Source organism: Mesorhizobium sp. P2_A8, from assembly GCF_056404935.1.
The window spans coordinates 496,127-508,995 of record NZ_JBFUDB010000001.1 but is presented as its reverse complement, the minus strand read 5'-3'; the positions used below and the strand labels follow the sequence as shown (position 1 = coordinate 508,995).

At 64.7% G+C, this 12,869-nt stretch carries 12 protein-coding genes; 5 read left to right on the top strand and 7 right to left on the bottom strand.

Annotated features, from left to right (window positions below; genetic code table 11):
• Positions 1–2: 2 nt before the first annotated feature.
• The 7 genes from AC1D10_RS02480 to tauA form a co-directional block, all read right to left on the bottom strand.
• On the bottom strand, positions 3–779 hold the full coding sequence (locus tag AC1D10_RS02480; protein ID WP_477268750.1) for an ABC transporter permease subunit: 777 nt from the start codon (positions 777–779) through the stop codon (positions 3–5).
• On the bottom strand, positions 776–1,939 hold the full coding sequence (gene ssuD / locus AC1D10_RS02475; protein WP_477268749.1) for an FMNH2-dependent alkanesulfonate monooxygenase: 1,164 nt from the start codon (positions 1,937–1,939) through the stop codon (positions 776–778). The genes AC1D10_RS02480 and ssuD overlap by 4 nt, the downstream gene beginning before the upstream one ends.
• 75 nt (positions 1,940–2,014) lie before the next feature.
• Positions 2,015–2,911, bottom strand: a complete 897-nt coding sequence (locus tag AC1D10_RS02470) for a sulfonate ABC transporter substrate-binding protein (protein WP_477269816.1) — start codon at positions 2,909–2,911, stop codon at positions 2,015–2,017.
• Between the two features lie 259 nt (positions 2,912–3,170).
• Positions 3,171–3,368, bottom strand: a complete 198-nt coding sequence (locus AC1D10_RS02465) for a hypothetical protein (RefSeq protein WP_477268748.1) — start codon at positions 3,366–3,368, stop codon at positions 3,171–3,173.
• Between the two features lie 20 nt (positions 3,369–3,388).
• Positions 3,389–4,249 carry an ABC transporter permease subunit gene (locus AC1D10_RS02460; RefSeq protein ID WP_477268747.1) on the bottom strand — a complete coding sequence of 287 codons (861 nt, stop codon included), beginning with the start codon at positions 4,247–4,249 and terminating at the stop codon, positions 3,389–3,391.
• The gene (locus AC1D10_RS02455; RefSeq protein WP_477268746.1) at positions 4,246–5,019 is read right to left on the bottom strand and encodes a taurine ABC transporter ATP-binding protein; all 774 of its coding nucleotides are present in this window, start codon (positions 5,017–5,019) and stop codon (positions 4,246–4,248) included. Before AC1D10_RS02455 ends, AC1D10_RS02460 begins: the two co-directional genes overlap by 4 nt.
• Positions 5,020–5,202: 183 nt before the next feature.
• Complete coding sequence (gene tauA, locus AC1D10_RS02450; RefSeq protein WP_477268745.1) at positions 5,203–6,216, bottom strand: taurine ABC transporter substrate-binding protein; 1,014 nt, start codon at positions 6,214–6,216, stop codon at positions 5,203–5,205.
• A 649-nt stretch (positions 6,217–6,865) separates the two neighbouring features.
• On the opposite strand from tauA, the gene AC1D10_RS02445 reads away from it, so the two are divergent.
• The 5 genes from AC1D10_RS02445 (at position 6,866) to AC1D10_RS02425 (ending at position 12,688) form a co-directional block, all read left to right on the top strand.
• Entirely contained in the window at positions 6,866–7,315 is a 450-nt protein-coding gene (locus AC1D10_RS02445; RefSeq protein WP_477268744.1) for an RrF2 family transcriptional regulator, read from the top strand.
• 31 nt (positions 7,316–7,346) lie between these two features.
• On the top strand, positions 7,347–8,681 hold the full coding sequence (locus AC1D10_RS02440) for an FAD/NAD(P)-binding protein (RefSeq protein WP_477268743.1): 1,335 nt from the start codon (positions 7,347–7,349) through the stop codon (positions 8,679–8,681).
• A gap of 289 nt (positions 8,682–8,970) precedes the next feature.
• Positions 8,971–10,395: a pyridoxal-phosphate dependent enzyme gene (locus AC1D10_RS02435; protein WP_477268742.1), complete on the top strand. Its 1,425-nt coding sequence runs from the start codon at positions 8,971–8,973 to the stop codon at positions 10,393–10,395.
• Complete coding sequence (locus tag AC1D10_RS02430; RefSeq protein ID WP_477268741.1) at positions 10,392–11,588, top strand: trans-sulfuration enzyme family protein; 1,197 nt, start codon at positions 10,392–10,394, stop codon at positions 11,586–11,588. The genes AC1D10_RS02435 and AC1D10_RS02430 overlap by 4 nt, the downstream gene beginning before the upstream one ends.
• 128 nt (positions 11,589–11,716) lie before the next feature.
• Complete coding sequence (locus AC1D10_RS02425) at positions 11,717–12,688, top strand: GlxA family transcriptional regulator (protein ID WP_477268740.1); 972 nt, start codon at positions 11,717–11,719, stop codon at positions 12,686–12,688.
• Positions 12,689–12,869 lie beyond the last annotated feature (181 nt).

The window sequence follows — 12,869 nt, the reverse complement described above, 5'->3', positions numbered from 1 at the left end:
TCTCATCCGTTTTGGAACGCCGGATGCCAGCCGAGCGACAACCGCTCGAGCAGGCGGGCGAGGCTGTCGGCAAGCTTCCCGAGCAGCGCGTAGATCAGGATCGACAGCACGACGACATCGATCAGCAGGAACTCGCGCGCCTGCATCGCCATGTAGCCGAGGCCGGAGCTCGCCGAAATGGTTTCGGCGACGATCAGCGTCAGCCACATGATGCCGAGCGCATAGCGCAGGCCGACGAAGATTGCCGGCAGCGCGCCGGGCAGGATCACGCGGAAGAAAAGTGTCGAGCGGTCCATGCCGTAGACGCGGCCCATCTCGACCAGCTGTGGGTCGACGCTCTGGATGCCGAGCAGCGTGTTGACGTAGATCGGAAAGAACACGCCGAGCGCTACCAGGAACAGTTTTGCTTCCTCGTCGATGCCGAACCACAGGATGACCAGCGGGATTAGCGCCAGGTGCGGGATGTTGCGGATCATCTGCAGCGTCGTGTCGGTCAGGCCGCGGCTGAGCGTCGACAGCCCGTTGGCAAGGCCAAGCGCAAAACCGATCGAGCCGCCGACGGCGAAGCCGGCAAGCGCGCGTGCCGTGCTGACCCCGATGTTGTGGATCAGCTCGCCCGACAACGTCAGTCGCCAGAAGGCCTCGGCGACGGCGCTTGGCGCCGGCAGCACGTTGGGCGGCATGACGCCGGCGCGGCTGGCAATCTCCCAGCCTGCAATCACCAGCACCGGCAGCAGCCAGCCGATGCCGTTCCTGTGGAGGCGCGTGGAAAAACTCATGACGCGGCCTGCAGGCGGGCCGCGCCATGGAAGCCGACCGAAAATTCGTTGGCGATGTCTTCGCGCGCCCGCAGCCGCCTGCTGCCGAGCCCGAGCTTCGGAAACAACAGCTCGGCGACGCGATAGGCTTCCTCCAGATGCGGATAGCCCGAACCGATGATGGTATCGATGCCGATCGCCTGGTACTCGCGGATGCGCTCAGTGATCTGCTCCGGCGTGCCGACCAGCGCCGTGCCTGCGCCGCCGCGCACCAGCCCGACGCCGGCCCACAGATTGGGCGAGACGACCAGCCGGTCGCGGCGGCCGCCATGCAGTTCGGCCATGCGGCGCTGGCCGACCGAATCCATCTGGTTGAGGAAGCGCGCCTGCGCATTTTCGATCTGGGCATCGGTGACGTGGCTGATCAGCCGGTCGGCGGCGCGCCAGGCTTCATCCTCGGTCTCGCGAACGATGAAATGCAGCCTGATGCCGAAGCGCAGCGTGCGGCCGCGCAACGCTGCCTTCTTGCGTGCCGAAGCGAGTTTCTCGGCCACCTGTGCCGGCGGCTCGCCCCAGGTCAGGTACATGTCGACCAGATCGGCGGCGAGGTCCTGTCCGGCGTCCGACGATCCGCCGAAATAGAGCGGCGGCCGCTCCTGCAGCGGCAGAAGGTCGAGGCGGCCATTCTCGACGCGGTAGTATTTGCCGTCGAAATTGACGCGTTCGCCCGACACCAGGCCGCGCCAGATGGTCAGGAATTCATGCGCCTGGGCATAGCGCTCGTCATGCGGCAGGAAGACTCCGTCGCCGGCGAGTTCAGTGGGGTTGCCGCCGACCACGACATTGAGCAGCAGGCGGCCATTGCTCAGCCGGTCGAGCGCCGCCGTCTGGCGCGCGGCGAAGGTCGGCAGCGTCACGCCGGGTCTGAGCGCAACGAGGAATTTGAGTTTTTCGGTCAGGGTCGCGAGGCCTGTGGCGGTGATCCAGGAATCCTCGCAGTTCTGCCCGGTCGGCAACAGCACGCCGGGAAAGCCGAGCCGGTCGACCGCCTGGGCGATCTCCTTGAAATAGCCGAACTCCGGCGGCCGCTGCTGTTGCTCGGAGCCGAGATAGGAGCCGTCACCATGCGTCGGGATGAACCAGAAGAAATCGAGTGGTGCGATGCTGGCTGACGCGGTCATGACGGCCTCTCGAAGATGCAGGCGAAAACGGGAAACGGCGCCGGGCGATCTCACCCGGCGCCGTCCGGACAAAAATCAGTTGCCTGGTGCGGTCCACACCGCGTCGGAAATCCGCACCGCGTTCGGGATCAGCCCGAGTTTGTAGAAGCGGTCGGCGGTCGCCTGCTGGCCGGCGATGATCTCGTCGGTGATCGGAAAGATGCCGAACTTGGTGCGGTTGGCGGCGATGGTCTGTGCGTCGAGCGGCACGCCGGTCACCTCGTGCAGCGCCGCGGCCACCTTGTCGCGATTCTGGTCAGCCCATTTCGCCGCCTCGCCGAGGGCTGCAATCGTCGTGGTGACGATCTCGGGATGCGCCTTGGCGAAATCCTTGTTGGCGAGGAAATAGGTGTTGACCTTGAGCACCTCGCTGGAGCGGGCTAGCACGCGCGGCTGGTAGCGGGTTTCGGCGATGGCAAAGAACGGATCCCAGACGGTCCAGGCATCGATCTGGTCGCTGGCGAAGGCGGCGGCCGCGTCAGCCGGGCTGAGATAGACCGGCGTGATCTGGTCGAAGGGGACGCCAGCCTTTTCCAGGGCCGCAACGAGCAGATTATGCGCACTGGTGCCCTTGCCGACGCCGATGCGCTTGCCCTTGAGGTCGGCGACCGACTGGATCGGCGACGCCGGCTTGACGAAGATCGCCTCACCGTCGCCATTGGACGGCAGTGCTGCCGCATAGACGATGTTGGCGCCGGCCGACTGGCCGAAGATCGGCGGTGCGTCGCCGGTCCAGCCGGCATCGATGGCGCCGACATTGAGCGCCTCCACCAGTGGCGGACCGGCGGTAAACTCGACCCATTTGACCGTGACGCCCTTGTCGCTCAGCGCCTTTTCGATCACCTGCTGCTGCCTGGCGATCACCGGCAGGCCGGTCTTCTGATAGCCGATGCTGAACTGCTTCAGCTCCTGCGCCGCGGCACCGAACGACATGGCGACGCCCGCCGCCAGCAGGCCGATGCCGAAAACACGTCTCGTCAGATTGAACATGATCCCTCTCCTTCAAGCGGATCGGCGTCGGGAAATGTCCTCGCCGGGTGGAAGATGGATCAGGCTAGGTAGGTCTATAAACGTAGTAGAGAAACGATTTTGCGAGTTGAATCGAGAAAGAGGAATCATTTTCCGCGATTGGCGGGACAGAGGGGGCGACAAGGATCACTGCGTTCGTTCGAACCGCCGCCTTGACCGCCCGTCACTGCGACCAATACTGCCAGGCCCAGTAAAAACTCTCGTCGCGCGGCGGCAGGCGGTTGTGCCTGGCCGGCGGCTGGACTGGCATCGGCGACGCCGGGCCGTCCTCTTGCGGCCTGTCCTTGGGCGGATTGTCCCTGGAAAGGCTGAGCAGCCAGGCGCCGAAATGGCTGAACAACACGGCGGTGGAATGCGTCATCGTCATTCTCCCTTTTCCGATCATTCCCGTCCCGCCCACGGGACGAGCACGCGCTCGATCCTGCGGATGGTGAATTCGAGCACGAAGGCGATGGCCGCGATCACCAGTATGCCCATCACGACGACGTCGGTGACGAGGAACTGGGCCGCCGACTGGATCATGAAGCCAAGCCCGCGCGTCGCCGCCACCAGTTCGGCGGCGACCAGCGTCGACCAGCCGGCGCCGAGCGCGATGCGCAGTCCGGTCAGGATCGACGGCAGCGCGCTGGGCAGGATCACGTGGCGGACCACTTGCACGCGCGTCGCGCCAAGCGAGCGCGCCGCGTTGATGCGCTCCTGCGAAACGCCGCGAACGCCCGAGGCGGTCGACAATGCCACCGGCGCCAGCATGGCGATGGCGATCACCAGGATCTTCGACGGTTCGCCGATACCGAACCAGATGATGACCAGCGGCAGATAGGCGAGCGGCGGGATCGGTCGCAGGAATTCCAGCAGCGGATCGAAAATGCCGCGCCCGATGGTGCTGATGCCGATGGCCAGCCCGACCGGCACACCAATGAGGATGGCGGCGATCAGCGCGGCGAACACTCTGGCCAGGCTGGCGACGGCATGCTGCAGCAGCGTCGCATCGACGAAGCCGTCGCGGGCGACGACGATGAACTTGTTCCACACGGCGATCGGCGATGGCAGGAAGACCGGCGACACCAGCTGCAGGCGGGCCGAAAGCGCCCACACAGCCAGCACCACCAGAATGGTGACCGCGCTGATCATGCGCGCCGAAATGGCTTTGCGCTTCGGGCTGGGCCGCGACCATGGCACCGACAGGCCGTCGGCCTCGTCGATCTGGCGGCTCGGCCGTTCCGTATAGGAGGAAATGGTCACGCCGCTTCTCCCTCGAAGATCGCGTCGGTCAGTTCGCCGCGCGCCGCTGCGAAGGCCGGGTCGGCCTTGATGGTGCGAATGGCCTCGCCGGCGGCATAGCGACGGCTGAAGCCGGGCTCGAAGGTTTGCACCACACGGCCAGGTCCGGGAGCCAGCACGACGATGCGGGTGGCGAGCACTAGCGCCTCCTCGATGCCATGCGTGACCATCAGCACGCCGACATCGCTGGCCGTCCACAAATCGAGCAGCGTCGTCTGCATGCGCTCGCGCGTCAGCGCGTCAAGCGCGCCGAGCGGCTCGTCGAGCAGCAGGAATTCGGGTTCGGCGGCCAGGGCGCGGGCCAGGCCGACACGCTGGCGCATGCCGCCGGAAAGCTCCCAGATGCGCTTGTCGCCGGCATCCGCGAGTTTCACCACACCAAGCAATTCATCGGCGCGGCGCGCCCGCTCGGCTGGCCTGACACCACGCAGCCGCAGCGCGAAGGCAACGTTCTCGCGCGCCGTCAGCCATGGGAACAAGGCATCGTTCTGGAATACCACCGCCCGGTCCGACCCCGGCGCTTTGATCGGCCTGCCACCGATCGTCGCGGTGCCACGCGCCGGTGCGACCAGGCCGGCGGCGACATTGAGCAGCGAGGTTTTGCCGCAGCCGGAACGGCCGACAAGCACGACGAAATCGCCCTTGGCGACATCGATCGACACCCGCTCGACGGCCGGCGCCGCCTGGCCGTCATAGTGGATCGAGACCTTGTCGAGCACGAGATGCGGCATGGAGCCTCGCAGGAGGTTCTAGAACATGATCCCGAAACGTGACGTCCGGTTTTCGCTAGAGATCATGCTCGAATGAAGGGACAATCCGACTGCCCCGGAACCGCTCCTCGTCAGCGGTTCCGGGGCAGGCAGCACGCGGCGTCGGGGAAGGAGATCCGCGCGCATTCCATGGCACGCAGGCGCTCAGTTCGAGGCCAGCGCCTCGGTGACATATTTCGAGGAGACGTATTTCGAATAGTCAGGCAGCACCGCGTCGATCTTGCCTTGCTCCTTGAGGAAGGCGGAGGTTGCCTCGACCGCCTCGACCGTTCCGCCGCCGAGGAACTTGTCCGAGGCCTGCTCTTCGAGTGTCGGGAAGACATAGCCCTTGAGCAGCTGCGGCACCTCTTCCAGCTTGGCGCCGGTGAGCTTGGCGATCTTGGCTGCCTGCGGCGACGACACCGACCACGCATCCGGCTTGGCCAGGAATTCGGCATAGGACGCGCCCGTCACCTTGACGAAATCACGCACGGCTTCCGGGTTCTTTTCGGCGAAGTCGGTGCGCACGATCCAGGCATCGAAGGTCGGTGCGCCCCAGGCGGCGACCTGCGAAGAATCCAGCACGACCTTGCCCGTCGTCTTGATCTGGCCGAGCGCCGGATCCCAGACATAGGCGGCGTCGATGTCGCCGCGCGCGAACGCCGCGGCGATTTCCGGTGGCCTGAGATTGAGGATCTCGACCGACTTCGGATCGACGCCCTCATGCTTCAGCGCGGCAAGCAGGCTGTAATGCGTCGTCGAGACGAAAGGCACGGCCACCTTCTTGCCGGCGAGGTCGGCAATTTTCTCGACGCCGGCGCCGTTGCGGGCGACCAGCGCCTCGGATTCGCCGATCAGGCCGACGATGAAAATGGTCTGGATCGGCAGCTCGCGGCTGGCCGCTGCCGCCAGCGGGCTCGAGCCGACATAGCCGATGTCGACCGAGCCGGAAGCGACCGCGGCGATGACATCGGCGCCGGAATCGAATTTGCGCCAGTCTATTGCTGCCTTGGTCGCCTTTTCATAGGTGCCGTCGGCCTGCGGCACTTTCGAGGGCTCGACCACCGTCTGGTAGCCGATGGTGATCTTGAGGTCGTCGGCAAAGGCCGGGCTGAGGAACGCAGCACCCGCAAGTGCCGCCGATGAGAGGAGAATGATGCGTCGCGAAATGGTGGACATGAAGGGCTCCTGAAAAAGAGAAAATCGGAATGCCCCATGATAGTCAGCTAATTCTATCGTTCTTGTGGAGTTAAATCCTTCTAGCCGAAGCGGTCTTGTTAGAAAAAAGCTACCGGTGGCGGGCTGCTGAAGCGGATAGGGTGGCTGCGGCCGACTTGTCCCGACGACCAGCCTGCCGGGAATGGGAGCGCTTTGCGAACCTCTCGACTGCGTCAGAAGGGGCTGGCCTATCGACAACGGTCCGCGCTACCCACCGCGAACGAGAATTCCTATCCCGCCCAATTTCAGGCAAATCCATGCCTCAAACAGCCGTGGAATTAAAACCCTCGTTTCGCGTGTTCGGGGGTAAGTATAGTAATCTTATCGACATTGGGAACTGGAGGCGACGATGAGCGGCCACCACATCGCGATCTTCGCTGGCAACGCGCTTCGGGCGCCAAAATCGTACGCTTTTGTGTCCCCGCGGGCACAAAGTCCTGACAAAATGGCCGTAGCGGTTTGAAAACGAAGCAAAATCAACAACTCTCGGCTTGTACACCATGTCACTAGAATTTATGTGTCATGTGGGCTTGGACGTGGCGGAGACGCACGGCAGGCGTTTCGCAACCGATGGTTTCGCGCCGTCGCATGACAGAGAAATTTTGATTTCATGCTCACGAAAAAGGGCAAGTACGGCCTCAAGGCGCTCGTACACCTCGCGCAACTGCCGGTCGGACAGCTCGCTTTCGTCAACGACATCGCCACCGGCAACAACATCCCGAAGAAATTCCTCGACGCCATTCTCGGCGAGCTGCGCAATGCCGGCTTCGTCCAGAGCCGCAAGGGCAAGGATGGCGGCTATCGCCTGGCGCGGCCTGCCGATGAGATCAAGGTTGGCCACGTCGTGCGCGTGCTCGACGGGCCGCTGGCGCCAATTCCTTGCGCCAGCCGCACCCAGTACCAGCGCTGTGAAGATTGCAACGAGGCGACATGCCAAGTCCGACATCTGATGCTCGAGGTCCGGCAGGCGATCGCCGAGGTGCTCGATCAGCGCAGCCTCGCCGAAATGCGCGACATGGCTGGCGACGAGCTTTCGACGGCGCTGAAAATCCAGGCCTGACACCGGCACATCGGCCAAGGCAGTCCTGCGCATGACCGGGCGCGCCAACTCGATCATCATTGTCGGCGGCGGTGCCAGCGGCGTCGTGATGGCCGCGCATCTCCTGAAATCGCCCAATCCCGATCTGCGTGTCACGCTGATCGAAAAGCGCCCGCATTTCGGCCAGGGCATCGCCTATTCGACATTGCTGTCGGCGCATGTGCTCAATGTCAGTGCCGCCGGCATGAGCGCTTATGCGGACGATCCCGGTAATTTCTGGCGCTGGCTGCTGGAGCGCGGCCTGGCGACCCCCGACCAGGCGCCGGTCTACGCGCCGCGTAGCCTCTATGCCCGTTACCTCAAGGAACTGCTAGACGATCTGGAAACGCGCGAGCGCGAAACCGGCCGGCTGCGCCTGATCCGCGAGGAGAGCCTCTCGATCATGCCCACCCCGTCCGGCGTCGAGGTGGCACTCGCCAACGGCACCAGCGTCGTCGCTCATCTCGCCGTGCTGGCGACCGGCCATGACGAGGAGGCGGCGCAAGGGCATGCCATCAGAATGGGCTCGGAAGCCGACACGGCACTGCCCTCGGACAGCCGCGTCATGGTGCTGGGCACGGGTCTCAGCATGGTCGATGCCTTCCTCGCGTTGGAGCAGCGCGGCCATCGCGGCGACATCATCGCGGTGTCGCGGCGCGGCCTGCTGCCCTCGCCGCATCGCAAGGGCAATCCGATCAAACTCGACGTCGCCGACATTCCATTGGGCACCCAGCTGTCCTATTTCGTCGGCTGGTTCCGCGACCTGATCAAGGAGAACCAGAAGGCCGGCATCGACTGGCGCGACGTCGTCGACGGCTTGCGGCCGTTCAACCAGAAGATCTGGCAGAACTGGCCGGCTTCCGCCAAGCGCCGCTTCGTCGAGCACACCAAGGCCTGGTGGGACATCCACCGCCATCGCATGGCACCCGAAGTCTACGCCCGCGTCACCGAGGCGGTGCAATCCAGCCGCATCCGCCTTGTCGCCGGGCGCGTCGTCGACATCGAGGGCAACGGCGAGTTCACGGTCCAGGTCCAGTCGCGCCACACGCAGCGTCTCGAAACGTTCGAGGTCGCCCGCATCTATGATTGCTCGGGCATCGTCAGGGACATCTCGACCTCGTCGAACAGCGTGGTGCGCTCGCTGGTCGATCGCGGCCTGGCGCGGCCGGATCCCTTGCGCATCGGTCTCGACGTGTCGGCCAATTGCGAGATCATCGCCAGCGACGGCGGCGTGTCCGCCAAGATCCTGGCGGTCGGCCCGCTGACGCGCGGCACCTTTTTCGAGATCGACGCCATCCCGGATATTCGCGTTCAATGCGCCAGGCTGAGCAAGCAGCTGCTGGGTTAGGGTGTGTCGATATTCAGGTGGTGCCGGCCTGCGAATGGCGGTTTCCTGCGCTTCCGGTGCTCACGTACTTTTAAGTCCGCTCCGCTCCGGTTCTCGGAATCCACCATCTCGGCTCGGCCTGACCCGAATCGCGACGCACCCTCGGAGCCCTTGAGGCGAACCTGGAATTTCATTCCTCATCTGGCCGGTTGATTGGTACGATCTATCTTCTTTCCGACTGTAAAGGACTGGAAAAGAGGATACGCTGCCGCTCTGCCCCGAGGCGGTCGCTTGATCATGGAGCATCGATATGAGCGAGCACAAGATCGCCGCGTCGGAAAGCACAATGTCCCGCCTGCGTCCGCCCTATGCGTCGGTTCTCGACCTGATCGGCCAGACGCCGGTGGTCGAGCTGACCAAGTTCGACACCGGCAAATGCCGGCTGTTCATCAAGCTCGAAAGCCAGAACCCCGGCGGCTCGATCAAGGACCGCATTGCGCAGTCGATGATCGCGGCGGCTGAAAAACAGGGCAAGCTCAGGCGGGGCGGCACCATTGTCGAGGCGACCGCCGGCAACACCGGGCTCGGCCTCGCCCAGGTCGGCATCCCCAAGGGCTACCGCATCGTGCTGGTCGTGCCCGACAAGATGTCGCGCGAAAAGATCCAGCATCTGCGTGCGCTCGGCGCCGAGGTGCGCATGACCCGCTCAGATGTCGGCAAGGGCCACCCCGAATATTATCAGGACATGGCCGAGAAGATCGCCGCCGAGGTGCCGGGCGCCTTCTATGCCAACCAGTTCGCCAACCCGGCCAATCCGCTGGCGCATGAAACGACCACCGGGCCGGAGATTTTCGCCCAGCTCGACGGCGATGTCGACGCGGTGGTCGTCGGCGTCGGCTCGGGCGGCACGCTGACCGGGCTTGGCCGTTACTTCGCCAAAGTGTCGCCGAAGACCGAGATGGTGCTGGCCGATCCGGTCGGCTCGGTGCTGGCGCCACTGATCAAGACCGGCAAGATGGAAGAGGCCGGCAGCTGGACGGTGGAAGGCATCGGCGAGGATTTCGTGCCGCCCAATGCCGACCTGTCGCTGGTCAAGAAGGCCTATGCGATTCCCGACAAGCAGAGCATGCTGGCGGTGCGCGATCTCTTGTCGAAGGAAGGCATCCTCGCCGGCTCGTCGTCGGGCACGCTGCTCTCGGCCGCCTTGCGCTATTGCCGCGAACAGACTGTGCCCAAGCGCGTCGTCACCTTCGTCTGCGACAGCGGCAACAAATATCTGTCGAAGGTGTTCGACGATTTCTGGCTGGCCGAGCAAGGCCTGGCCGAGCAGGAGCAGCATGGCGATTTGCGCGACCTGGTCATGCGCTCGCACCGCACCGGAGATACCGTCGCTGTCGGTCCGGACGAAAGCCTGCTCAACGCCTATGGCCGCATGCGCCGCTCCGACGTTTCGCAACTGCCGGTGCTCGACAATGGCAAGCTCGTCGGCATCGTCGACGAAAGCGACATCCTGGCCAAGGTCGATGGCCCGCATGATGGCCGCTGGGAGCGCTTCAACGGTCCGGTGCGCACGGCGATGACCTCCAATCTGCATACGCTGCAGGCGAGCCAGACCCTGGACGCGCTGCTGCCGGTGTTCGACCGCAACGAGGTCGCCATCATCTTCGACGGCGACGAATTCGTTGGCCTGATAACCCGCATCGACCTGATCAACCATCTGAGGCGCGCACGATGACCAGCAACACACCACCATCGGGCCCATCATCATCGGGCAAGAACCGCCTGGCCTTCTCGACGCGCACCATCCATGGCGGCCAGAGCCACGATCCGCTGACCGGCGCGGTGATGGTGCCGATCTACGCCACCTCGACCTATGGCCAGCAATCGCCCGGCGTGCACAAGGGTTTCGAATATGCCCGCAGCCAGAACCCGACCCGCTTCGCCTTCGAGCGCGCGGTGGCCGACCTCGAAAGCGGCACGGCGGCTTTCGCCTTCGCCTCCGGACTGGCGTCGATCGCCACCGTGCTGGAGCTGCTCGATGCCGGCGCCCATATCGTCGCCACCGACGACATCTATGGCGGCTCCTTCCGGCTGATGGAGCGGGTGCGCAAGCGCTCGGCCGATCTCAAGGTCAGCTTCGTCGATTTCACCGACCTCGCCGCCGTCGAGGCGGCGATCCGCCCGGAGACGAAGCTGCTCTGGGTCGAGACGCCGACCAACCCGCTGCTGCGCATCGTCGACCTCGAAGGTGTCGCCGCCCTTGCCAAACGCAAGGGTGTGCTCACCGTCGCCGACAACACGTTTTGCAGCCCTTATATTCAGCGGCCGCTGGAGCTCGGCATCGACATCGTCATCCACTCGACGACCAAATATCTCAACGGCCATTCCGACATGATCGGCGGCGTCGCCGTGGTCGGGGACAACAAGGACCTCGCCGCCCAGCTGAAATTCCTGCAGAACGCCATCGGCGCCATCTCAGGCCCGTTCGACAGTTTTCTGGCGCTGCGCGGGCTGAAGACGCTGGCGCTCAGGATGGAACGCCATTCGTCCAACGGCCTGAAGATCGCGCAATGGCTGGAAGGCCGCAAGGACGTGCGCCGCGTCATCTATCCGGGCCTCGCCAGCCATCCGCAGCACGACATCGCCAAACGGCAGATGCATGCCTTCGGCGGCATGATATCAGCCGTGCTCGACCGTGACCTTGCCGGCACAAAACGCTTCCTTGAACGTACGCAACTGTTCACACTGGCCGAAAGCCTCGGCGGGGTGGAGAGCCTGATCGAACACCCCGCGCTGATGACGCATGGCTCGATTCCGGCGGAGAAGCGGACCGAGATCGGCATTTCCGATTCGCTGGTACGGCTGTCGGCCGGTATCGAGGACGGCGATGATCTGATCGCGGATCTGGACCAGGCGCTGGGGGGCTAGAAAGTATTCGCGATCTAATGGCAAAGGGGCAGCGCCAACCTCTCACGTAATAGGGCCCACCAGCCCGGTTGACCCCGAACCCCATCTGCCCGAATTGTAGCGCCCCGATCCTCCCGGCTCCGGACGCCATGGCCACGCGCGAACCACCCAAACCCACGGAAACGCCCCTCACCTTCGCCGTGCTGGTGTTTCCCGGCTTTCCGATGATGGCGTTCAGCTCCGTCATCGAGCCGCTGCGCGCCGCCAATGTGCTGGCCAAGCGGCAGTGCTATCGCTGGATCATCGTCGGCGGCACAAGGGGCCCGGTCGAGGCCTCGAACGGCGTCGTCATCCAGCCGGGCTTTTATGCCGCGGACGCGCCCAAGGTCGACCGTATCGTCGTCTGCTCCGGCGGCGATGCCGATCACCTCGTCGCCGAGGACGCCGCCAGCTGGATCCGCAAAAGCCTGCGCAACGGCGCCCATATCGGCGCGGTGGCGGATGCGGCGTTCTTCCTGGCACGCGCCGGCCTGCTCGACGGCCATGCCTGCACCTTGCACTGGACCAGCCAGGCCGCCTTCACCGAGGCGTTCCCCAACATCGAGCTGCGGCGCGACCTCTATGTCATCGACCGCAAGCGCTTCACCTCGGCCGGCGGCGTCGGCAGCCTCGACATGATGCTGGAGATCATCACCCGCGACTATGGCGCCGAGCTCGCCGCCGGCGTCGCCGAATGGTTCGTGCACAGCCAGCTGCGCTCCAGCATCGACCGCAAGATGATGCCGCTGCGCCTGCGCACCGGCGTCCAGAACGAACTGGTGCTGTCGGCCATCGCCATCATGGAGGACGCGGTCGAGGAGCGGCTCGGCATGGCCGAACTCACCGCCAGGCTCGGCGTGTCGTCCGACAAGCTCGAACGCTCCTTTCGCTCCGAACTCGCCATCTCGCCCAACGGCTACTACCGCCGCCTCAGGCTGAAACGCGCCGCCGACCTGCTGGCGCATTCGACGCTTGCCGTGCGCGACGTGGCGCTGGCTTGCGGCTTTGCCTCGATGTCGAGCTTTGCGCGGGCTTTTCGCGAGGAGCACGGGCATCCGCCGAAGCTGGCGAGACGGCATTAGGGCGCCAGGCGGCGTGACGTCGAGTTCCGTCCCACCCCCCTCTGTCCTGCCGGACAGAGGGGGGTGCTGTCCCTCCAGCGCCTCGCCTCATCCGCCAGCGGCATCCCGCACAACATATGCGGTTTTCCGCACAATCCCTCCGCCCCGTTTGCGCCATGCTCAGATCTCGCAACCCACGCAA

Coding starts and splice junctions, on each gene's coding strand:
- AC1D10_RS02455 (WP_477268746.1), bottom strand. CDS start 5,019: ATGCCGCATCTCGTGCTCGACAAGGTCTCGATCCACTATGACGGCCAG.
- AC1D10_RS02470 (WP_477269816.1), bottom strand. CDS start 2,911: ATGTCGTTCGGTGCCGCGGCGCAGGAGCTGAAGCAGTTCAGCATCGGC.
- AC1D10_RS02440 (WP_477268743.1), top strand. CDS start 7,347: ATGACCGGGCGCGCCAACTCGATCATCATTGTCGGCGGCGGTGCCAGC.
- AC1D10_RS02425 (WP_477268740.1), top strand. CDS start 11,717: ATGGCCACGCGCGAACCACCCAAACCCACGGAAACGCCCCTCACCTTC.
- AC1D10_RS02480 (WP_477268750.1), bottom strand. CDS start 779: ATGAGTTTTTCCACGCGCCTCCACAGGAACGGCATCGGCTGGCTGCTG.
- AC1D10_RS02445 (WP_477268744.1), top strand. CDS start 6,866: ATGCTCACGAAAAAGGGCAAGTACGGCCTCAAGGCGCTCGTACACCTC.
- AC1D10_RS02465 (WP_477268748.1), bottom strand. CDS start 3,368: ATGACGCATTCCACCGCCGTGTTGTTCAGCCATTTCGGCGCCTGGCTG.
- ssuD (WP_477268749.1), bottom strand. CDS start 1,939: ATGACCGCGTCAGCCAGCATCGCACCACTCGATTTCTTCTGGTTCATC.
- tauA (WP_477268745.1), bottom strand. CDS start 6,216: ATGTCCACCATTTCGCGACGCATCATTCTCCTCTCATCGGCGGCACTT.
- AC1D10_RS02430 (WP_477268741.1), top strand. CDS start 10,392: ATGACCAGCAACACACCACCATCGGGCCCATCATCATCGGGCAAGAAC.
- AC1D10_RS02435 (WP_477268742.1), top strand. CDS start 8,971: ATGAGCGAGCACAAGATCGCCGCGTCGGAAAGCACAATGTCCCGCCTG.